The organism is Thermus caliditerrae (assembly GCF_021462525.1).
Classification (GTDB): domain Bacteria; phylum Deinococcota; class Deinococci; order Deinococcales; family Thermaceae; genus Thermus; species Thermus caliditerrae.
Genome location: NZ_JAKEDT010000027.1, coordinates 1 through 19,635, shown reverse-complemented (window position 1 = coordinate 19,635; position 19,635 = coordinate 1). Strand labels below are relative to the sequence as shown.

Here is a 19,635-nt window from a genome sequence, read left to right as displayed (position 1 = left end):
GTACCAGATACGGGCTGCGCCCGCAAGGGGAGATTTACCACGAAACGGAGATGTGGGTAAAGTCCTGATCTTTAGCCTCATCGTCCGAACGCTCAGGGACTACCAAGACGGCCTCATCACACGACCAGGGGCATATCTGGTGAGGATCCTCAAGGAGGCCTCTCGATGTGAGGAGGGAAGGGTGGCCTAACTTGCGGTTCTATTGTCTTTGGTGCTTAGGATTGCACAAGTTGCCTTGGTAGGGTAAAGTTACGTTGTGCAGGTGAAGCCTATATACCTGACCCCAGAGGAGCTTGCGGACATCCTTCGGGTACATCCCGAGACAATCCGGAAGTCCATACGTCAGGGGAAAATACACGCCCAAAAGGTGGGCCGTCTTTGGCGGATCCCGTGGTCGGAGTGTGTGAGGGTAGTGGGTGATGAAGCTTCCTTAAGACAGGCCCTTGGGAGGGAAGAATGAGCCTTAGCCATAACTACCCTACTCTGACCAAGAAGTATCTAAGAACCTCGGAGCCTTCTCCCTTTCAGCTGGTCTATCCCGGAAAGCGCGCTGAGGAGGAAATACTTGATCAGCCCGTTCCGTTGCTTGTTTTGCGAGAAGAAACCCACGTCCTTTTCGGAGGAAGCTCCCCCCTATTTGAGGACGAACCTGTCGGGACCTATTTCCTTGGGGAAAACAGCCAGGTCCTCCGGTGGATGCTCCGGGAGTCTCGCGAGTATGCGGGGAAGGTCCAGTTGATCTACATCGACCCTCCTTACGGGACTGGTCAGCGGTTTCTGGTTAGCGGTGATGAGACCCCCCGCACGGCTACCATCAGCCAGCCTAAAAACGGTCATTTGGGCTATGACGACACCCTTGACGGTCCCCAGTTCGTGGAGTTCTTGAGGGAGCGCTTGATCCTCCTGAGGGAGCTGATGGCGGACTCGGGACTGATCTTCGTTCACATAGACGAGAAGTACGGCTTCGAGGTGAAGCTCATCCTTGATGAGGTCTTTGGTCGGCGAAACTTCGTCAATCACATCGCCCGCATCGCCTCGAACCCCAAAAACTTTTCCCGCAAGGCCTTCGGCTCACAAAAAGACATGATCCTCGTCTACTCCAAAACGCGGGACTATGTTTGGAACGAGTCGACTAGCCCTTACTCGGAAGAGGAGATCGCCAAGCTTTTTCCTTTTGTGGACGAAAACGGGGAGCGGTACACTACTAACCCTCTCCACGCTCCTGGGGAAACCAAGGATGGCCCTACTGGGAGGCCTTGGAGAGGGATTAGCCCTCCTCCGGGGAGGCATTGGCGTTATCCCCCAGAGAAGCTTGACGAGCTAGATGCTCAGGGGCTCATCGTTTGGTCAAAGAACGGTGTGCCCAGGAAAAAGGTGTACGCTCGGGATCGTCTGAGGAGGGGGAAAAAGCTCCAGGACGTTTGGGAGTTCAAGGATCCTCAGTACCCGCGATACCCCACCGAGAAAAACCTAGACATGCTCAAGCTCATCGTTCAAACCGGGAGCAACGAGGGGGACTTGGTCCTCGATGCTTTCGCCGGCTCGGGTACCACCCTTATAGCCTCGGCCCTTCTGAAGCGCCGGTCCATTGGCATTGACGCTTCTCAAGAGGCGGTCAAGGCTTTTGCTAGGAGGGTCCTAGAAGATTTTCCCAAGCTAAGAGGGCGGTTTAAGGTTTTATCCGTCTCCTAGGCCAAGGGCTTCTTCACCCTTCCGGTATATCTCCGCAATTAGGTCCGGAAGGAGAAGGGCGGAGGCGATTATCTTCTCTTTGCTCAGTTCCAGTTCCAGTTCCTCCTCCTCCTTCCAGTTGTCGAACCTCCTTACTACAGGCATGCCATCTATCAGCATTATCCCTACGTGTCGCCTCTCAAGGTCCAATCTTACCGAGCCCTCTGCCACTATTTGCTGGTTGTCCTGGTTTCCACCAACATCGGATTGAAACTTAGCTTCTCCCGTTAGGTGCCATATTTCTTCTGGGTTACGCACAATGAGCACATAGAAGTCTATGCCTTTGGTGCCTAGCTTTTCTTTTTCGTTCAAGCCCAATTTTCTCTTAGCCAGCTCTTCCAAAGCCTTATCTGACCCCGTGTATATGATGATGTCCGCTTCTGCTGGGGCCTCTTCACTAAATAGAGGGGGTTGCCCCGGACTTTTTTTGGACTTTTTTTGTTTTTTTAGGGGAGTTATCACAATCTTTGGTGTGGGAGTATAGCCTTGAAACCTCTGTTCTATCTTGCTTTTTAGATTACTTTCGTACCAAGACTTGAACATCGTTCCTATCTGCCGATTTATTTCGGGCGGTTCCTCAAGCCTTTGGAGCAGGGTTTTTATATCTCTCCTTTGCGCTTCCTCGGCCAAGATGCGGATTGTTTCAGGATACTTCGAGGCGACCTTCTCCAACGCCTCCTCGAAGGTGCTTCCGCTCTTTTCCTCCTCTGAAACCAAATGGTAGATCAGCGGCAAATAGGGGTGATTGAAGGGGGATCTTTCCGTTTCCTTCCTGGCGTTTAACAGGGCCCCTACGAGCTTCTTATCCGCTTCTGAGGTACCCTGTGCCTTTGCATAATCGTATGCTTCGCGAAGCTTTTTCTTGATTTCCTCTGGTACTTCCCTTGGGTTCCCACTTTCCCCTTTGTAGATTTCGAGGAGTTTGTCTAGGTATCCTTCCTCTAGAAGCTTAACGCTTTTCTCTGTCCAGACGTTCCACTCTCCCATCTATCTCCCCAATCTACTTGTTGGTCATCCCGCAAATCAACCTGCGGCCCAAAGACTTTTTTCTCCATCGACTTTCCCCCACCACACTCCCCTGAGCAAAAACCTCGTCCAGCACGCAAGTACTGATGAGCACCCCCTTGGGAGAACCGGGACTTTTTCAGACTATTGACCAAGTAGCCCCTTTTTGCTATAATCTCCAACAAGAACCCCTTATCCCGAGGGGTTCACACGACGCATAGGTTTAGGGAAAAGCGTTGTTCACAATAAAACAAGCCGTAAAGCGTTTCGGCATACCGAAGTCCACTCTGTACCGCTACATCAAGCAAAACAAGCTCAGGACCATCAGGAACCCCTTTGGCAAGGGCATTATCATCCTGGAGGACGAGGAGCCTCGCTTGGAGGCCTTGTCCAAGCTCTACCGGGCCAAAAAGAAGGGGGGTGAGGGCTAATGTTCTCCCCGTTCGCCCTTACCCCGTTCATTTTGGAGTCCCTTGAGGAGGCCTTAGGGACTTCCCCATACCTATCCTACGTCTCCTCAAAAAAGCTTGGCGTGATGGCCGGAGGCCTCTACCTACGGGTCTTCCCCAAGGAGGCTCCTAACGGGCTTTTTCCGGGCCAAGAGCTAGTGGACCATCTCAGGAAGGGCAAAAACCTTTTCCTGGTCAACCCCGGGCTTCACGAGGGGCTTCTTTTCTTGTTCATCAAGCCCCTTCCCCTCCTCGAAGTGCCTGAGGTCCTGGACTGGTCTACCCTCACCCTGGCCGCCGCCTCAAAGGTCCATCTCCCGGCCTACGCCTTCGAGGAGGTTTATGCGAAGATGCCCTCCACCCCAACCTGAGGTCTTCAGCCCTCTCCCCAAGCCGGCTTTCACCAGGGATCCTCGCGTACTTGCTCGCTGGGAACGCCGGCTGTCCTTGCTCGCTGACGAGAGGGGCTATCTCCTCCAGGCCACTCTCACATTCGTAAACACGCGTCCCTTTTACGACCCTACTGCCCGGGCGGCCCTCAAAGCCTTCCTAGTCCGGTTTTTGCCCGTTTTCGCGGTCAAGTTCGAGGCCGACCTCCAGCCGGCGGGTTTTTTCTTCTTTCACGCACACTTGTTGGTCCCCATCACCATGGAGATCTACCCCTTCCTCTTGGCCGTAAAGAACCTGGGGGCCAAGTCGAGGAGGCTCACCTACCGGGGAAAACGCCTCCCGGCCCCTTTCACCCTCTTCAGGCGGGCCAAGGCCAAAGACCTCCCTGACCTAACCGGCCTTGAAACCCTGGTAGACTTCAGGGCCTCCACCATCGCGACCCTCAGAAACTCCCCTGACCTCTCGCGGTACCTGGCCAAGCGAACGTACCTCGGAGGATTGTCCCCCGTCCTCACCCACAACCTCAACTAGCAAAAACACTCTCCCCGAGGCCATTTTCCCGGCTTCGGGGAGGGTACTTTTTTGGAATGTTTTGACACAACACGATTTCGGAGTAGAAAACCCTCTCCAGGACGAGAAAAACCGGGGCTCAGAAGCCCCGTCCACGACCTCAAAGAAGCCTCGTCCTTAACGGGATTTTCGCGTCCCTATTCTATATGCCGCCGTCAGGCGGCTAGAGGTAGGGAGAGGGGTAATGGGGGTTTAGGGATTTGTGGTGGAGGGGTTTGGGGGAGGATTTGGGGTGCTTCTCTTGAGATTGAGGTTGGGGGGTTGGCAAAAAGACAAGTATCAAGGCAGAAGCTATCGGGTTATCTCGTGGGCCTTAAGGGTCAGGACTTCTACCGGTTATTTTGGGGGTGGGATTAAGGCGGAGGGTGTGATGGGAACCTTTTTGGTAGTCCTTGGGACGCTCATCTTGATCTCGGCTTTGCTCAACAAAAAGCTAACCGAACGAAGGCGTATCGTTGCCGGTTTGGTCGGTCTATTTGTGCTTTCTGTCGGTATCAACAGTATCCCCACAAAGGAGAGTAAGCCGGAAACCCCACCGCCCACTTTGGAGATCAGTAGCACCGATCTGGTCGCGGCTCTGGAGGAGGCGCTTAAGGCTAAGGCAAGCCTTCGAAACGCCTTCCCCATTGCGAAAAACGAGCTTGCCGAGTTGAGGGAGTGGAAGATTTCTGTCATGTCTGGAGCCACCCGGCTGGAGGTACTCGTTCACGCGTACAGGGGGAGGGTTGCTTCATACATGGTCACCATCTCCGGTCCCCAGGCCAAAGAGATGGCGGAACGCTACTTGCCACTCTTGGCCACTCTGTGGGTTGAAGGAAATGATCCCCGTGAGGCGGCCAGTTGGGTGCAGTCGGCCATACAAAAGTTATCCCGGCAAACACCTATAACCCGCATGGTCGGGGAAGTGGAGATGGTCCTTGGTGGGGGCCAGCGTGTTGGTGTTTATTCCTTCTTGGCGATGCACAGAGATTACGAGTCCTGGTTGCGGGCCCGGGTAAAGGAGATGAAGGAACAGAAATAGCGTTGAAGCCGGCGGCTGTAGGCTATCCCCTTCTTTCCCCTGCTTCGCCGAAATCCCCGTCCCTAAGCCTCCTCCCACCGTACATCTTCGCGAAGCTTTTCTTTCGCGCACAAAACTCGCCCCGCAGGGACAAAGCCTGCGGGGTTTATGCGACTTGAGGGGGGTAAAGGTGCATAAAGGCGGCAGAAGGAGGGGGCGAGAGAGGCCCACTTCGGGGGTGCATAAAGGCTAAACCCGGCCTTCGCAGCTAGGAGGTGGAGGGGGAAGCTTCAGAAGTGCACGGTGATGAAATCCCGGCCAAGCTCCACAAAGGTGTGGTCCTTCAGAAGGGAGGCCAGGGTAGGGAGGTTGCGCAGGAAGAGCTCTTCGAGGTCCCGGTTGCGGATGTTGCCGGTGGAGATCAGCAGGAGCTTGTAGGGCTCCTTTCGGAGGAGCAGGTCTTGGACGAAGTCCCCGTCCTTGGTGACCACCACCCGCCGTTCCCGCAGGGAGAGGGCGCATATCTCCTGGTCCGGCGTGGCGTTGCCCCGGGGAAGCTCGCGGGTGTGCAGGGCGTCGTAGCCCCTCTCCCGCAGGCGCTCCACCAGGCGGAAGGGGAGGTGGGCGTCCACCAAAAAGAGGGGCTCGCTCACGCCACCCTCAGGACCGTCTTCACCTCGGCCAGCCTGGCCGCGTAGAGGAGGACCGCCTGGAGGTCTTCGGACTCCAGGTCAGGGTAGTCCGCCAGGATCTCCTCCGGGGTCATGCCCGAGGCCAGGAGCTCCAAGAGGACCTTCACCGGGTAGCGGAGCCCCCGCACCGTGGGCTGCCCGTGGTTCACCTCGGGGTCCACGCTGATGCGGGCCAGAAGGTCGCCCTGGTCCATGGCCTCATGGTATCGGCTGGGGTGGGAAGGGGCCGGGGGGCAGTGGGCCTAGCCCCGCCCCGCAGGACCCAGGGGCACCACCAGGCGCAGCCAGCGCCGACCCCTTTCGTCCACCCCGGAGAGGAGGCGCACGGGGCGGCCCGGGAGGTGCCGGGCCACCACCGCCTCCAGTTCCCGGGCCAGGGCCTCCCGCCTCTCCGGGGGCAGCTCGGGGGTCTCCAGGAGGAGCTCCACGGTGTCCCGCTCCAGGTTCCGGTCCACGGCTTCACCTCGGGAGGACATCCTACGCTTGCCCCTCGGGAAAGGGGTGTTTTCCGGGCTCTAAGGCCCCGAGAAGGCCCGGGGGGAAGGGGGGCAAGGGGGAACACCGACCCCCGGCCCTTTAGGCCCCTTAGAGGGGCATAGAGGCCCTTAGGGGAAGGTGTGCCCGGCCCCAAAGGGCTTTTGGCCCGGGCAAAGGGGGGTGAGCACCCCCCCGCTCAGCGCTCAGCGCCTTTCCCGAGCGGTGAGCGTTCAGGCAATCGAAGGGATGGCTGGGCGAGCGCTCACCCCGTCAGGCGGGGTATCCTGGCCCCGTGGACCCCACCCTTTACGCGCCCTGGCAGGCGGCCCGGATCCTGGGGGTCTCCCCCGCCACCCTGCGGCGCATGGCGGCCCTGGTGGAGGAGGTCCTGCACCCCCTTCCCAGGGATGCGGGCGGGGGGCGGCTTTGGCCCGAGGGGGTGCTGGGCCTCCTGGCGGAGGCCCGGGGGCGGGCCAAGGCGGAGGGCATCCCCCTGCGGGAAGCCCTCCTGCAGGTCAAGGAGGCGTCGGGGGCGGAAGGGGCCTTCCCCCCACCCCCGCCCCTCGCCACCCAAGCTTCTGGGGAGGAGGCCCTGGCCCTCCTCCGGGCCCTCCTGGAGCGCCTGGAGCGGGTGGAGGGGGAGCTTGCCGCCCTGAGGGCAGAGAACCAGGCCCTGCGGGAGAGCCTGAAGGCCCTGGAGGCCCCCAGGCCCCGGCGGCCCTGGTGGGCCTTCTGGCGGCGGTAGGGGCCTAGGATGGAAGGGATGGCGGAGCCCGTGGAGGCCCAGGAAGCCCTCCCCGCGGGGGAGGAAGGGACGAGGGAAGGCGTGGGGGAGGAGCGGCGGGAGAAGCGCCCCCCGCACCCGCCCCACCAGGCGGTCCTCTTCCTCCCCGGCGTCCTGAGGGAGGGCCTCTTCCACGCGGAGAGGCTCCCCCGGGGGGTGCCGGTGGCCCTGGGGGGCAAGGCCCTCAAGGACCCCCAGGGGGAGGCGGGGGAGGGCGTCTTCGCCCTCTGGCCCCGCACCGACGAGGGGGGAAGGATCCTCTCCCTCCAGGTGGCCAGCCGCCTAAGGGAGCCCTACGAGGGGCCCCAGGCCGTGGTCCAGGGGGTCCTCCTCTACGCCGACCGGGAAAGGCTGGTCCTCCTCATCCTCCCCAAGGGGGGCGAGGGCTTCAAAGTGGGCCTCAAGCGGGCCCGGGGCTTCGCCGCCCGCCTGGAGCCCAAGAAGGCCTACCGGGTGGAGGGGAGGCTGGGCGGCCCCTACCTCCTGGCGGAAAGGGCCTGGCCCTTGGGCAAGTACCTCCAGGCCAAGAAGGAGGGGCAGCCCCTCCCGCCCCCTATCCAGGGCCGGGAGAACCCCTACCTGGAGCCCCGGGAGGGGAGGCCCAAGGAGGGGGCGGAAGGAGGAGGGGAAGGGGAAGCCCGCAAGGGAGAAGGAGCCAGGGAAGAGGCGAAGGCCAGGCGAGAGCCCCCGCCCAGGCCCAAGGAGGCCCCCAAGGGGAAGGGCCCCGGGGGCAAGCCCCTCCCCCGCCGGGATCCGGTGCGGGTGTGGCGGGCCCCCGAGGAGCCCCCGGACCCCGCCCCCCCGGACCTGGGCCGGCCCCCGGCCCTAGGCAAGGGGCAGGTGATGGGGATCGCGGGGACGGGGCCTTACTACCTGGTCCTCCTGCCCCAGGCGGTGCCCGAGTGGTGGCCGAAGGTGGAAAGGCTCCTCCCCGAGTTCCCCCGGCGCTACGAGGTGCGCTTCTACCCCGACGGGAGCCGGGCGGTGGTCAGCGGGGACCTGGAGGCCCTGAAGGTGTGGTATAAAAGAGTTTTAAGGGGGTAAGCCATGGTTTACAGGAAGGCGAAAGGCTATGATACGTGGCATTTTTGCACCAACTGCTCTCGGTGGCCAACGAGCAACTATGACGAGTACAAAAGTACAAGCCGCCCTACCAACGGCGAACTTTGCAACGAGTGCAGGGCCAAAGAGGCTTCTGGCAACTGCCGGAAGCAGTCATAAAGCAAGCAAGCCCAGCTTCCAGCTGTAGTCAGTAGGGCCCAGCACCCTGCCTTTGGGTTTCATCCCTAGGCCACCCGCCACTGGGGGGCCTGGCGGAGGAGGGGGAGGAGGCCCTGCTGGTTGAGGAGGTGGGCCAGGAGGGCACCGGGTCTGCGGATGCCCTCCTTGCGGGAGCTCATGAGGGAGGCGGCCAGGGCCTCGCGGACCCGGTTGATGGCCCACGCCACGAGGGCCAGGGCTCCTTCCCACATGCCGTAGATTTCGGCCCTGAGGGCGTTCCAGAGGACCCAGGCGTAGAAGCGGACGCTGCCAGGATCCTTGAACTCCTTAGCGAGGCCGAGGGCGAGCTCTTCCACCTGGCGGCGGCGGTCGGCAGGTTTGGCGCGGAGGAGGGCGGCGAGAGAGTCTATACCTAACGGGGTTTTTTGCCTGGGGGGGGATAACGAGAAATCCAAGAGAAACTCCAGCACCTCAGCATCCCCCTTTAGGGGTTTTTCTTTTGACTCTCTCAACGCTCGCCACGCGGTTCTCCCGCGCTCCACATCCCCCTCCAGGTCCCGCCACGGGTGGGCAAAGTCCTCCGCGTCCAACCGGGGCCTCCGGGTCCGGTGCGGCAAGCGCACCGCGTACAGGGTCCCCGCCGCGTACACCCCGCTCTTCCCCCGCAAGGTGGCCGCCGTCCGCCAGGCCGCCCGGGTGATGAGCCCCTTCTCCGTGAGCTCCCCCAAGGCCCGGTACAGGCTCGCCGAGGGGATCCCCAAGACGGCTATCAGGGCGTCGTTAGGCACAAAGAAGGTCAGCTGGCTCAGGCTCCGGGGAGGCCGCTTGCCCCCAAGGAGCCGCCGCAGCCACGCCACCCCAAGGGCCAGGAGGGTCCGGTAGACCTCGCGGGCCCGCTCGCTCAAGGGAGGCAGGGTGCCCTCCGCCTCGCCCCTCGCCAGGAGCCGGTCCGCCACCGCCAGGGGGCTTTGGGGCAACACCTCCGGCGGAGGGGGGGATTGGGCCAGCTCCGCCCGGGTGGGGATGGGCCCCTCCGGCAGGGAAGACAGGGCAGGGGGTGGGGGCAAGGTAGCCGCCACCGCCTCCGCCCCTTGGGGGTGCTCCTGCACCTCCTCAGGGGTCAGGGGCGCCTCGGGGAAGAAGCCCAAAAGCTGCTGGTAAATGGGGGGAACCTCCTCCCCACGCGCCCGCTTCCTGCGGGCCAAAGCCTCCAGGAAAGCCCGGCCCGCCGCCGAAATGCCTGCTTGAGCTTCTGGTTTTTGATATCCGCTTCCTCTAACTTCCTCCGGGGTCATAAACCCCTCCCTCTTTTCGCGTCGGGGACACCATTTCCCCGCGCACCTAACGGGTGCCTCTTGCCTTTCCCGCTGGGAGGGGGTAGCTTAGGAACAAGAGAACTCCCGCAAAAACCTTGTGTTTCTGCCCCCTCCTCAGGGGTAGCCTGCTTTTGGTCCTCGCGCGGCCCTGCCGCTTTGGGCCCCAGGGGGGCCCGGTCTACCCGTTGGGGGCTATTATACCGACCCCTTCCCAAAGGCAAGAGGGGATCCCCCGCGCACCCCGTGCAGACGCGGGCTTTCGGCACCGCTGGTGCAGGGAGAAAGTGCGGCGCACCACACGGCAAAAGGCAAAGCCCCCCGGGTTTCCCGGGGGGCTTCCTCACCTATCCCTACATCCCGTGTCCACAGCGCCCCTTACAGGGCGCACCGTTAGCCTCTGGCAGGCATCGGCACAAGGTCGCTACAAGCGATGCTCTTCGCGTTCTTCCGTCCTCGTCTTTTTTCCTCCTCCTTCGCACGGCAACCCGCCAGGGCGGTGTCTGCTGCCCGTGTGGTGGGCTCTACCCCCGATTTTCGGCCTCGGGACGGCCGTGGCTGTCCCCATGTGGCCGGGACACGCCCCCGATTTAGGGCCTCGGGATGGCCGTGGTTGGTCCACTCCGGGGGACCTCCCGGTGGCCTGGCCCCCACCAAGCACCAGGAATCCCCACACGCCTACCCAAACCGCTACGGGTCTTCCCTCCACCAGGTTTCCCTGGCTTCCACGGTACTCACCCGCTCCGTCCCTGCCGTTATCCCCGCTTATCCGGTCCTCGTTGAGCGGGTTTCCCCGCCTCCTAGACCGTTTTCCCGCGGCCACCGATGGGGTTCGCCACGCTCCCATCGGCGTACCAGCCCCTATGGGTTCAGGGCTGGAGGACACACCCCGGTGCGGCATTGCCGCCCGTGGGCACGGCAGGGTCGCCATTCCCGTCCACCGCGTTGTCAGACACCTAGCCCACCGGGTCCAGAAGCCTTGCCTACCCCGCCTATGGGCGGGATCCCCTTCAGGGTGCGTGGGTAAGGGCCGGAAAACCCTCACGCAGGGGGAGCTCGGCTCAGCCTCCTTCGTCCCTCGGTTCGAAGCCCTCATCAGGCCCCTTGGGCAGGCCCCCGTGTGGGGGCTCTTCGGTGTCGCCCTAGCCGTATAGCTGGAGCGTCCGGGTTTCGGCATGTACCCCTTCGGCGTCCAGCCACGACACTTGACCCATGACTCAGCACCCCTCGGGCCTGTGGCACCCTCGGAGCACCCATGGGCGGGCGCACCACCCCCTCGTGGTGCAGGGATCATCCCCTCCGACGGCGACGGCTGGCTCGTACGGTCGCCTTCCGTGTGAACCGACCACCAGATGCGTGGCGATAGGACGGTGCCTTTCACGGGGTCGCCCTCGATTCCGGCACCACCCCCGCCCCAAACCGGACGGGCCCAACTAGGGCATCCGGCTTTCCCCGGCCCAGGCGGGACGGGTGGGGAGGGGCACCTGGTGGGGGCCAGGCTCACGAGGTAGGTATAGCGGGGAGGGTCTTGATCCGACCCTTTTTACGTCCCCCCCCTCCCCTCCCCCCTTTTAGGTCTTCTTTCCCCTTCCCTACGGGAAAGGACAAGGCGGGAGTCTCCCCTTGCTACCCTCTCCCCCATGGGCCGCACCCCTTACCCCTGGCAAGGCCCGGTCTGGAAGGCCCTGCACCGAGCCTTGGCCCACCCGGGGAACCGCTACCGCTACGGCCTCCTCCTCCCCCCGGGGGAGAGGCCTCCCCGGGAGCGGGAGGGCCTGCGGGCCTTCCCTCTTCCCGAGGGAGGGTGGCTGGTCCTCTCCCGGGAGGCGAGGGTGGGGAACCTGGAGCTTCAGGACCTGGCCCAGCGCCCCTTGCGGGTGGGGCCTTTCCTCCTCACCTGGGGCGGGATGCGGCGGGACAAGACCCAGAGGGCCCGCTTCCTGGTCTCCCCCGCCTGGGTGCGGGAGCGGCAGAGGGAGATGGAGCGCCTGGTGGGGAGCTTCCGCTGGCCCCACGACCGGAAGCGGGTCAAGCCCCTGGTCCTGGCGGAGGCCCGCAGGCTCGTGGGCAGAACAAACGCCCTCACCCGGGAGGTGCGGGAGGCCGCCAAGGTGGGCTTCCTCCCCCCGGCCACCGCCAACCGCTGGGACAAGGCGGTGCGGAGGAGCCTGCGGAAGGCCCTCACCGGCCTCGGGCTCACCAAGGGGGAGATATCGGAACTTCTGGGGCGGGTGGTGCGGCTCAAGCAGAGGAGGGGGGAATGAGAAAGCAAGATGCCATCCACGCCCTGGGGCGGCTTTTGACGCTTTATTGGCCCCTCACGGACGAGGTGGGACTTGGGGACCTCCTGCGGCCCTACCTCCCAGACAAACCCGCCTGGACGGAGGAGGACATGACCGAAGCCCTGGCCCGCCTCCTGGCGGACGTGGTGGCGGAGGGCTGGGACCGCCACGGGGCCCCGGGCGTGGCCCGCCACCCCACGGAGGAGGGCCGCTTCGTGGCCTCCTTTGAGGGCCCCGGAGGCCCCTACACCGTGGAGGCCTCCAGCAAGCGGGAGGCTTACCGGGAGGCCCGCAGGGAGTGGGTGTACCGCCTCCTCACCCGGTCGTGAAGCTTCACCGGGAAATCGTACTGGAGGGGGGTCCATTACGGAATGAAGGGGGTGGGGAAGCGTAATGAACCCCGGAGAAAATACTTTTCCCGATTACCTTACGAAACGGAGGTGACCATGCCGCGCACACCCAGCGTGACCCTGGCGGACGTGAAGCACGCCCTGGCGGAACTTGGCCTCTCCCCCGAGGAGGCGGGGGCCCAGGCCCTGCGGCAGCACCTGGGGCGGGGAAGCCTCAGCACCCTGCAGCGCTACCTGGAGCTCCTGCGGGCGGAGGGAGCCCGGGAGCGTTCCCTGAGCAGCGCCATCGAGGGGACCCTGCGGACCCTGGCCCCGGCCCTCAAGGCCCTGGCGGTGCAGGCGGCCCAGGGGCTTTACTCGCAGAAACACATGGCGCTATATTGCCAGCTGTGCTTGCTGGGGCTGCTATTGTCGGTCTTCTAATTTCGCGTGGATGTAGTGCTGAAGTCAAGCACGAAACAAAGCCTGATGGTTCGAGTTCCACTACGGTTTGTGGAGGCAAATGCAGGTAAAGGCTAAGGTCGGGGGGGCCCTTGTGGCACCTATGATCTTTCTTTTCCTCGGCCCGTTGTTTTCTTTTTTTGCCTTTTTACTACACCCACTCGATTCCTTTTTGATCGATACGGGCCTCTGGCTCATTGTCGCTTTTTCAGGGCTTTTCTACCTGAAGTATAGGGCTAGGCTTACTTTTATTGAAGCCGAGAAGGGCTTCTTCACCAGGGGTCTACTCTTTAGCCCAGTCTTTAGGCTAGCGGTTATACTTTTGTTTGGACACCTTCTCTTCGTGTTTCTTCTGGCCTTAAAGTTACCCTACTGGCCTCCAAGTAGGTTCTGGTACTTGCTTGACTCCGGAGAGCACCTCTCCCTATTCATCACCTTGTTCTTTTGGTTAAGTAGAGCTTACATTGAGGAGTTCTTGTTCCGGTACGTTCCTTACCAACTAGCTGGAAGCAAAGGACTTCTTTTCTCGGGGGTATCGTTTGTCTTTGTTCATCTCGTAAACCCATGGACCGGGGTTCAATTAGAACCAGAATTAATTTTGCTCTACACAGTAATCACACTTTTTTTAATCGGCTCCTTTCTCTTTTTACCCGACATTCCGCACCCCTTGTTCCTTGGCCTTAGGATTTTGGGATGGAAACCACACCCAACCTACAGGTGTACGACCTGGGCCACCTGGGCCTGGTGGCCAGCATCCTGGATCAGATAGGACTGGTACAGACCGTAGACCGGTTCGTGGGCCCAAGGCCGGGCGAAAAGGTCTCCACTGGCATGGCCCTCAAGGCCGCCATACTGAACGCCCTGGGCTTCGTCACCTCTCCCCTCTACCTCTTCGGCCACTTCTTCCAGGGCAAGCCCACCGAGCTGCTCCTGGGGCCCGGCATCACCCCCGAACTTTTGAACGACGACCGCATGGGCCGCATGCTGGACAGCCTGTACGCGGCCGGGGTCACCGAGCTGTTCGTGGAGGTGGCTAAATCTGCCCGCAGAGCCTTTCCCTTTCCCGTGCGGGCTCTTCACGTGGACTCCACCAGCTTTCACGTCCACGGGGTGTACGGGAGCGGGGAAGAGGGCCAGACCGATACGGGGGACGAGCCCCTGGTCATCCGCCTCACCCACGGCTACAGCCGGGACCACCGCCCAGACCTCAAGCAGTGGGTGATGAACCTGATCTGCGCCGATACCGGGGGGATTCCCCTGCTCTTCGCTCCTGGGGATGGGAACCAGTCGGATCAGGAGGCCTTGGTTCCCCTGCTGGCGCGCTACCGCCAGAGCCTGGAACTGGGGGAGGTGGTGGTGCTGGACGGGGCCAGCTACAGCCAGGAGAACCTGGGGGCCCTGCGTGGGTTCTCCTGGGTCATGCGGGTGCCGGCCACCCTAAAGGAGGCCAAGGTCCTGCTACGCGAGGAGTTACCCCAGGAGGCCTGGAGGCCTCTGCTGCCGGGCTACCGGGGGCTGGAGGTGGAGAGCGAGTACGGGGGTGTGCGGCAGCGCTGGCTGTTGGTGGAGAGCCAGGAGCGGGCCAGGATGGAGGAAGCGAGCCTCCAGCAGCGGATAGCGCGGGCCGAAGGGGAGGCGCGGAAGGTCCTGGGCCGGCTGACGGCTCGGACCTTCGCCTGTGAGGCGGACGCCCGGCGGGCCCTGAGCGAGGCCAGCGGCCGACTTCCTTCGCACCGGCTGGTCTACCTGGGAGTGCAGGAGGAACGCCAATGGGAGCGGGTGGGCCGGCCGCGCAAGGGGGAGCGACCCTTGGCGGTGGTCTACCGCCTGCGGGCCCGCCTGGAGGTGGATCAGGAGAAGCTGGAGCGGGCGAGGCGGGGCCTGGGGCGATTCCTCCTGGCCACGAACGTGCTGGACCGGGAGGGGCTTCCCCCTCAGGAGGTGCTGAGGCGGTACAAGGACCAGGCCCGGACGGTGGAGCGGGGGTTCCGGTTTCTGAAGGACCCCCTGTTCTTTGCGGAGAGCACCTTCTTGAAGCGGCCCGAGCGGGTGATGGCCCTGGGGATGGTGATGGCCCTGGCCCTTCTGGTGTACGCCCTGGGGGAGTGGGCGCTGAGGCGGAGGCTTTGGGAGGCGGGGTCCAGCCTGCCGGACCAGAAGGGGAGACCCACAGCCAAGCCCACCTTGCGCTGGGTGTTTCAACTCTTTATGTGGGTCCGACTGGTGGAGCTGGGGGGCAGGTGGTTCGTCCTCAACCTGGCTCCCCATCACGAGACCGCGGCGCGCCTCCTGGGGGCCGGGCGATATTACCTGCTGGAGTGAAGGGGGTGCGGAATGTGGGTTTACGATCGCTTTCTATGACTTCTTTGGTTCATGCCTTGATTAACATGGGTTTCTTTCCAATCAGCCTCAATTACACATGAGTAGCCAACCTGTCCTCCTCATTACCCTCCTTGCCACCCACCTCTCCAACCTGTTTGACGACTTCCGTTCTAGACGCTTCTATGCGGGCCTGATGTGGTCCGTAGCCCGAGGAGAATTCCCAGCCCAAGGTCGTGTCAAGATTTATGTGTAAGCGTCTGTGTACGGGGGGCATACCTCTCCAGAAGCATCTTCTCCAGCACTTCCCGCACCTCAGCAAAGCCCTTCAATCGCCGCTCAGACCACCTCCCCTCCTGACGCTCCGCCTCCAAGTAAAGGAGCTTAAACACAGACTCGGGTCGGGGGAACTGGTCGTGTCAAGAGTTATGTGTAACCCAAGTTGCTACCCAAGCATTTGTTGAGCCAAGAGATTTAGGTTGTGGGCCAAGATGAAGGAGAGCACCTTGATCACAAAACCCTCCTGGGTCACCGCATGGATGCGCCGCGGGAAGAGGGCATGGAGCATACTGCCCACCGTCTCCACCACCCCCTAGGTGTTTCCCTCACGGGAAAGCAGCCGCCCCACAATGGCCAGGTACTGCAACCAAGGCACATACCGCCGGCTGTTCCTTCTACGGATGACCATGGGCACAATCCCCCCCGCCTCCCGGAGGAGGTCTTCATAGAAGTGGCTTTCGTACCCCCGGTCCAGGTAGAGCTCCGCCCCCTCGGGAAGGTCCAGGGGAAGAAGGAGCAAAGAGCTCAGATCATGTAGGCTTCCCGGGGTCAGGCTCACTTCATGGATAAACTTCCCGTCGTCCACCAGGAGGTGGAGCTTGGGGCCGTGGAAGTAGACCCGTTTGCTGGGGATGAAGCCGCGGTAGGCCTTGTCTGGGAAAAGGCGGGAGCGGGGGGCGCGGATATTCTCGCAGGCGGGGAGGGGGAAGGTGTCCAAGGCGTAGGCCTGGGCCTGGTGGAGGTTTTTCCAGGCCTGGGCTAGGAGGTGGGTCAGCCCCGAAGGGGCTATCTTGCGAAGGGGGAGGAAGAAGGGGTATAGGGCGTGGAGTCTGCGGTTGAAGCGACTTGGGGAGGGGACGTAGGTAAAGAGGCGCAGGTCTTTGGCGAGGGCCAGGGCCTTGTTGTGCTTGCCGCCCAGTTCCATGGCGGCCAGGATGGCGAGGGTCAGGATGGCGGAGGCTGGGGTCTTGGCTTGGGGGTCGTCCTTGTAGCCCAGGGCCTGGAGGGCATCGTCTATAATGCAAAAGGCCGCTATGATGCACGACAGCATAGCGGCCACTATTTTTTCAGGCCTCGGGATAGGTAGCAACTTGGGTTAACATAGCACGGCGGGCGCCCGCTGTCCAGCGATCCATCTGGCGGTCCTTCCCGGACGGCGGGCGGTGCACTATAGTTTGGCCAAAGCTCCGGCACCGGGGCCGGTGCCGCGCCGCGGGGGGATGGCCGATGACGGGTGCACACTGGGACGCCGTGTTCGACGAGGATTACCTGTACTTCTACGAGACCTTCTTGCACGACGAGCGCAACGAGAAGGAGGCCGAGCTCATCGCCCGGCTCCTCGACCTCGGTCCGGGGGCGGATGTGCTGGATGTGCCTTGCGGGCACGGCCGCATCGCCGTGCGCCTGGCGCGCCGAGGCTGCCGCGTGACCGGCCTCGACGCCAGCCCGCTGTTCCTGGAGCGGGCCCGCCAGGCCGCGGCGGCCGCGGGCGTCGGCGTCGAGTGGGTCCACGGCGACATGCGGGCCCTGCCGTTCGGGCGAGACTTCGACGCCGTGGTCAACTGGTTCACCTCCTTCGGCTACTTCGACGACGAGGAGAACCGCCGCGTGCTGGCGGAGTTCCGGCGCGTGCTGCGGCCCGGCGGCCGGCTGCTGATCGAGACGGTCCACCGCGACCGGATCCTGCGCAGCCTGCCGCCCGGCGAGCCGGTGCGCTTCGACGTGGTCCGCCGGGGCGACGACCTGATGATCGACCGCACCGGGTACGAACCGCTCACCGGGCGCGTGCAGACCGACCGCACCATCGTCCGGGACGGGCGTGTGCGCCGGTTCGCGTACGGGCTGCGGCTGTATACGCCGGTGGAGCTGCGGGACGAGCTGCTGCGGGCCGGGTTCGCCCGCGTCGAGCTGCTGGGCGACGAGGGCGGACCACTCACGCTCGACAGCCGGCGGCTGCTCGCCGTCGCGCAGGCGTGAGCGAGGGCGCCGAACCGCTGGTGCGCGCCGCGACCCGGGAAGGCAAGCGGCGCCCGGTGGCGAACCCATGGTGCGGCCAGTTCCGTGGTGCGCAGCGACCGTTACTATAGTAACCCAAGTTGCTACCCAGCCATCTTCTGGGTCAGGAGACTGATGTTATGGGCCAGGACGAAGGTGAGAACTTTGATGACGAAACCCTCCTGGGTCACGGCGTGGATGCGCCTGGGGAAGAGGTGATGGAGCATGCTCCCCACCGTCTCCACCACCCTCCGCCCCACGATGGCCAGGTACTGCATCCAAGGGAGATACCGCCGGCTGTTCCTCCTGCGGATGACCATGGGAACAACCCCCTGCGCCTCCCGAAGAAGGTCCTCGTACAGATGGCTCTCGTACCCCCGGTCCAGGTAGAGCTCCGCCCCCTCGGGAAGGTCCAGGGGAAGGAGGAGAAGAGAAGCGAGGTCGTGGAAGCTCCCCGGGGTCAGGTTCACCTCGTGGACGAACTTCCCGTCGTCCACCAGGAGGTGGAGCTTGAGGCCGTGGAAGTAGACCCGCTTGCTGGGGATGAAGCCGCGGTAGGCCTTGTCCGGGAAGAGGCGGGAGCGGGGGGCGCGGATGTTCTCGCAGGCGGGGAGGGGGAAGGTGTCCAAGGCGTAGGCCTGGGCCTGGGGGAGGGTTTTCCAGGCCTGGGCTAGGAGGTGGGTCAGCCCCGAAGGGGCTATCTTGCGAAGGGGGAGGAAGAAGGGGTAGAGGGCGTGGAGCCTGCGGTTGAAGCGGCTTGGGGAGGGGACGTGGGTGAAGAGGCCGAGGTCTTTGGCGAGGGCCAGGGCCTTGTTGTGCTTGCCGCCGAACTCTAGGGCGGCAAGGAGGGCGAGGGTGAGGATGGCGGAGGCGGGCGTTTTGGCTTGGGGGTCATCCTTGTAGCCCATGGCTTGCAGGGCGTCGTCTATAATGCAAAAGGCCGCTATGAGACGGGAAAGCATAGCGGCCACTATTTTTTCAGATCCAGGGAATAGGTAGCAACTTGGGTTATGTGTAAGAGTCTGTGTGCGGGGGGCATACCGCTCCTGAAGCATCTTCTCCAGCACCTCCTTCACCTCCGAGAACCCCTTTAGTTTCCGTTCTGCCCACCTCCCTTCCTGCCTCTCCGACTCCAGGTAAAGAAGCTTGTACACCGCCTCTTCCTTAGGAAACTTGTGGTCCCGCACCTTCGTCCCCCGCCGTAGCTCCCGGATAAACCGCTCCATCAGGTTGGTGCTCCGCAGGTACGGCCAAAGCACCTTGGGGTACCCGTAGAACCGCAGGAAGGCCCCCGAATCCTGTACCCAAAGCCCCACCACCCCCGGGTACCGCGAACCCCAGGCGGCCTTCACCTCCTCCAAGGCCCTAAGGGCTTCATCCCTGCTCTCCGCCCCGTACACCCGCCTCAGGTCCTCCGCCAGCAGGCCCCGGTCCCGCGCCCGCACCTGGGACAGGCTCCACCGCACCCCGTGCACCACGCACCGCTGCCACTCCGCCTGAGGGTAGACCCTGCGGATCGCTTCAGGAAGCCCGGGCAGCCCGTCGGTGACAAAGAGCAACACCCGCCGCAGGCCCCGCTGCCAAAGCTCCCCCAGGACCCCCTCCCATCCCAGGGCGCTCTCCGTGGGCAACAGCCAAAACCCCAGGACCCGCCTCTCCCCATTAGGGGCGATGCCCAGGGCCACATACACGCTTTCCCGTACGATCCCTTCTCCTTCCCTAAAGACCTTTAGGGAAAGCCCGTCCAGGTAGACGAAGGCCATCTCCTCGGGCAAAAGCCGGGTGCGGAAGGCTCCTGCCGCCTCCAGGACTTGGTCGGTCAGAGCGCTTAGGGTCTCGTGGGAGTAGCGGTGGCCCAGGAGCAGGCTCAATATCTCGGCCGCCTTGCGCTGACTGACCCCGGCGGCGTACAAGGCCACAGCTACTTCCCCCACGTCCACCAGGCGGCGGGCGTAGGGCTTAAGGAAAGCCGGGTAATACCGAGATTCCCGATCCCTAGGGACCTTCAGGTCCACCTGGCCGAAGGTGGTCTCCAGCTTGCGGGGGTAGTAGCCGTTCCTGCGCCCCCCGTGCACCTGCAAGAAGGCCGTCCGGTCCAGCTCCAGAACCGTCTGCAGAACCTCGGCTACTGTCTCCCGCACCGCTTCCCTCAGCAAGATCCGCAAGGTATCCTGGTCCACGGGGCACCTCCTCGCGCTAAGGTGTGCCCCCCTATTAAACACGGGCCCTTACACATAAATCCTTACACGACCCAGCCCAATACATCTTTACAGGGCTTTACCCAAAACTCCTTCCTCGCCCTCCCTTAGCCTGCTTCAAGAGTTCTTGGGTGACTTC

At 63.0% G+C, this 19,635-nt stretch carries 21 protein-coding genes and 3 pseudogenes; 15 read left to right on the top strand and 9 right to left on the bottom strand.

Features of this window, described 5'->3' with window-relative positions; genetic code table 11:
* The 3 genes from L1088_RS11445 to L1088_RS11440 all read left to right on the top strand — a co-directional run.
* Positions 1-190 (top strand): hypothetical protein (locus L1088_RS11445; RefSeq protein ID WP_234555180.1); only part of this gene is annotated, 190 nt, incomplete at its 5' end.
* Between the two features lie 66 nt (positions 191-256).
* Positions 257-460 (top strand): helix-turn-helix domain-containing protein, encoded by a 204-nt coding sequence (locus L1088_RS12490; RefSeq protein WP_326490775.1) that lies wholly within the window; start codon positions 257-259, stop codon positions 458-460.
* Complete coding sequence (locus tag L1088_RS11440) at positions 457-1,692, top strand: site-specific DNA-methyltransferase (RefSeq protein ID WP_234555178.1); 1,236 nt, start codon at positions 457-459, stop codon at positions 1,690-1,692. The genes L1088_RS12490 and L1088_RS11440 overlap by 4 nt, the downstream gene beginning before the upstream one ends.
* Here L1088_RS11440 and L1088_RS11435 read toward each other — a convergent pair.
* Entirely contained in the window at positions 1,678-2,718 is a 1,041-nt protein-coding gene (locus tag L1088_RS11435) for a hypothetical protein (protein ID WP_234555177.1), read from the bottom strand. The genes L1088_RS11440 and L1088_RS11435 overlap by 15 nt on opposite strands.
* 254 nt (positions 2,719-2,972) lie before the next feature.
* Here L1088_RS11435 and L1088_RS12565 point away from each other — a divergent pair, with 254 nt between their 5' ends.
* The 4 genes from L1088_RS12565 (at position 2,973) to L1088_RS11420 (ending at position 5,166) form a co-directional block, all read left to right on the top strand.
* Positions 2,973-3,167, top strand: coding sequence for a helix-turn-helix domain-containing protein (locus L1088_RS12565; protein ID WP_369123630.1), 195 nt, complete (start codon positions 2,973-2,975; stop codon positions 3,165-3,167).
* Between the two features lie 104 nt (positions 3,168-3,271).
* A complete protein-coding gene (locus L1088_RS11430; protein WP_234555176.1) occupies positions 3,272-3,556 on the top strand; it encodes a hypothetical protein in 285 nt (94 codons plus the stop codon).
* A gap of 76 nt (positions 3,557-3,632) precedes the next feature.
* Positions 3,633-4,106 carry a hypothetical protein gene (locus L1088_RS11425; protein WP_234555175.1) on the top strand — a complete coding sequence of 158 codons (474 nt, stop codon included), beginning with the start codon at positions 3,633-3,635 and terminating at the stop codon, positions 4,104-4,106.
* A 241-nt stretch (positions 4,107-4,347) separates the two neighbouring features.
* The gene (locus L1088_RS11420) at positions 4,348-5,166 is read left to right on the top strand and encodes a hypothetical protein (RefSeq protein ID WP_234555174.1); all 819 of its coding nucleotides are present in this window, start codon (positions 4,348-4,350) and stop codon (positions 5,164-5,166) included.
* Between the two features lie 269 nt (positions 5,167-5,435).
* Here the strand turns inward: L1088_RS11420 and L1088_RS11415 are convergent, their stop codons facing one another.
* Genes L1088_RS11415 through L1088_RS11405 form a run of 3 tightly spaced genes read right to left on the bottom strand, consistent with a single transcriptional unit; the run spans position 5,436 to position 6,292 of the window.
* Positions 5,436-5,798, bottom strand: coding sequence for a DUF5615 family PIN-like protein (locus L1088_RS11415; protein WP_003049655.1), 363 nt, complete (start codon positions 5,796-5,798; stop codon positions 5,436-5,438).
* The gene (locus L1088_RS11410; protein WP_003049653.1) at positions 5,795-6,031 is read right to left on the bottom strand and encodes a DUF433 domain-containing protein; all 237 of its coding nucleotides are present in this window, start codon (positions 6,029-6,031) and stop codon (positions 5,795-5,797) included. Before L1088_RS11410 ends, L1088_RS11415 begins: the two co-directional genes overlap by 4 nt.
* A gap of 48 nt (positions 6,032-6,079) precedes the next feature.
* Positions 6,080-6,292: a hypothetical protein gene (locus L1088_RS11405; protein ID WP_231623782.1), complete on the bottom strand. Its 213-nt coding sequence runs from the start codon at positions 6,290-6,292 to the stop codon at positions 6,080-6,082.
* A 314-nt stretch (positions 6,293-6,606) separates the two neighbouring features.
* Between L1088_RS11405 and L1088_RS11400 the strand changes: the two genes are divergently transcribed.
* Positions 6,607-7,059, top strand: coding sequence for a MerR family transcriptional regulator (locus L1088_RS11400; RefSeq protein WP_003049650.1), 453 nt, complete (start codon positions 6,607-6,609; stop codon positions 7,057-7,059).
* A gap of 18 nt (positions 7,060-7,077) precedes the next feature.
* Positions 7,078-8,142, top strand: coding sequence for a hypothetical protein (locus L1088_RS11395; protein ID WP_234555173.1), 1,065 nt, complete (start codon positions 7,078-7,080; stop codon positions 8,140-8,142).
* Between the two features lie 242 nt (positions 8,143-8,384).
* Here L1088_RS11395 and L1088_RS11390 read toward each other — a convergent pair whose 3' ends face one another.
* Positions 8,385-9,614, bottom strand: a complete 1,230-nt coding sequence (locus tag L1088_RS11390) for a hypothetical protein (RefSeq protein ID WP_234555172.1) — start codon at positions 9,612-9,614, stop codon at positions 8,385-8,387.
* A 1,658-nt stretch (positions 9,615-11,272) separates the two neighbouring features.
* Between L1088_RS11390 and L1088_RS12485 the strand changes: the two genes are divergently transcribed.
* From L1088_RS12485 to L1088_RS11365, 5 genes are all read left to right on the top strand, one after another.
* Positions 11,273-11,896, top strand: a complete 624-nt coding sequence (locus L1088_RS12485) for a hypothetical protein (RefSeq protein WP_038055006.1) — start codon at positions 11,273-11,275, stop codon at positions 11,894-11,896.
* On the top strand, positions 11,893-12,243 hold the full coding sequence (locus tag L1088_RS11380) for a hypothetical protein (RefSeq protein ID WP_234555171.1): 351 nt from the start codon (positions 11,893-11,895) through the stop codon (positions 12,241-12,243). The genes L1088_RS12485 and L1088_RS11380 overlap by 4 nt, the downstream gene beginning before the upstream one ends.
* 117 nt (positions 12,244-12,360) lie before the next feature.
* Entirely contained in the window at positions 12,361-12,687 is a 327-nt protein-coding gene (locus L1088_RS11375; protein WP_234555170.1) for a DNA-binding protein, read from the top strand.
* A gap of 79 nt (positions 12,688-12,766) precedes the next feature.
* Positions 12,767-13,474: an Abortive infection protein gene (locus tag L1088_RS11370; protein WP_234555169.1), complete on the top strand. Its 708-nt coding sequence runs from the start codon at positions 12,767-12,769 to the stop codon at positions 13,472-13,474.
* Positions 13,399-15,027 carry an IS1634 family transposase gene (locus L1088_RS11365; protein WP_003043735.1) on the top strand — a complete coding sequence of 543 codons (1,629 nt, stop codon included), beginning with the start codon at positions 13,399-13,401 and terminating at the stop codon, positions 15,025-15,027. The genes L1088_RS11370 and L1088_RS11365 overlap by 76 nt, the downstream gene beginning before the upstream one ends.
* 236 nt (positions 15,028-15,263) lie before the next feature.
* Here the strand turns inward: L1088_RS11365 and L1088_RS11360 are convergent.
* Both L1088_RS11360 and L1088_RS11350 read right to left on the bottom strand, forming a co-directional pair.
* Positions 15,264-15,437 (bottom strand): annotated as a pseudogene (locus L1088_RS11360) (IS256 family transposase); the annotation flags it as partial.
* A gap of 32 nt (positions 15,438-15,469) precedes the next feature.
* Positions 15,470-16,354, bottom strand: a pseudogene (locus tag L1088_RS11350) (transposase).
* A gap of 200 nt (positions 16,355-16,554) precedes the next feature.
* Between L1088_RS11350 and L1088_RS11345 the strand changes: the two are divergent.
* A complete protein-coding gene (locus tag L1088_RS11345; protein ID WP_169335130.1) occupies positions 16,555-17,280 on the top strand; it encodes a class I SAM-dependent methyltransferase in 726 nt (241 codons plus the stop codon).
* A 122-nt stretch (positions 17,281-17,402) separates the two neighbouring features.
* Here L1088_RS11345 and L1088_RS11340 read toward each other — a convergent pair whose 3' ends face one another.
* Together L1088_RS11340 and L1088_RS11335 are read right to left on the bottom strand one after the other, a co-directional pair.
* Positions 17,403-18,260: an IS982 family transposase gene (locus L1088_RS11340; RefSeq protein WP_438948070.1), complete on the bottom strand. Its 858-nt coding sequence runs from the start codon at positions 18,258-18,260 to the stop codon at positions 17,403-17,405.
* Positions 18,261-18,305: 45 nt separating this feature from the next.
* Positions 18,306-19,520 (bottom strand): annotated as a pseudogene (locus L1088_RS11335) (IS256-like element ISTth4 family transposase); the annotation flags it as partial.
* Positions 19,521-19,635 lie beyond the last annotated feature (115 nt).

Coding starts and splice junctions, on each gene's coding strand:
- L1088_RS11440 (WP_234555178.1), top strand. CDS start 457: ATGAGCCTTAGCCATAACTACCCTACTCTGACCAAGAAGTATCTAAGA.
- L1088_RS11435 (WP_234555177.1), bottom strand. CDS start 2,718: ATGGGAGAGTGGAACGTCTGGACAGAGAAAAGCGTTAAGCTTCTAGAG.
- L1088_RS11430 (WP_234555176.1), top strand. CDS start 3,272: ATGGCCGGAGGCCTCTACCTACGGGTCTTCCCCAAGGAGGCTCCTAAC.
- L1088_RS11410 (WP_003049653.1), bottom strand. CDS start 6,031: ATGGACCAGGGCGACCTTCTGGCCCGCATCAGCGTGGACCCCGAGGTG.
- L1088_RS11395 (WP_234555173.1), top strand. CDS start 7,078: ATGGCGGAGCCCGTGGAGGCCCAGGAAGCCCTCCCCGCGGGGGAGGAA.
- L1088_RS11390 (WP_234555172.1), bottom strand. CDS start 9,614: ATGACCCCGGAGGAAGTTAGAGGAAGCGGATATCAAAAACCAGAAGCT.
- L1088_RS12485 (WP_038055006.1), top strand. CDS start 11,273: ATGGGCCGCACCCCTTACCCCTGGCAAGGCCCGGTCTGGAAGGCCCTG.
- L1088_RS11380 (WP_234555171.1), top strand. CDS start 11,893: ATGAGAAAGCAAGATGCCATCCACGCCCTGGGGCGGCTTTTGACGCTT.
- L1088_RS11375 (WP_234555170.1), top strand. CDS start 12,361: ATGCCGCGCACACCCAGCGTGACCCTGGCGGACGTGAAGCACGCCCTG.
- L1088_RS11370 (WP_234555169.1), top strand. CDS start 12,767: ATGCAGGTAAAGGCTAAGGTCGGGGGGGCCCTTGTGGCACCTATGATC.
- L1088_RS11365 (WP_003043735.1), top strand. CDS start 13,399: ATGGAAACCACACCCAACCTACAGGTGTACGACCTGGGCCACCTGGGC.
- L1088_RS11340 (WP_438948070.1), bottom strand. CDS start 18,260: ATGCTTTCCCGTCTCATAGCGGCCTTTTGCATTATAGACGACGCCCTG.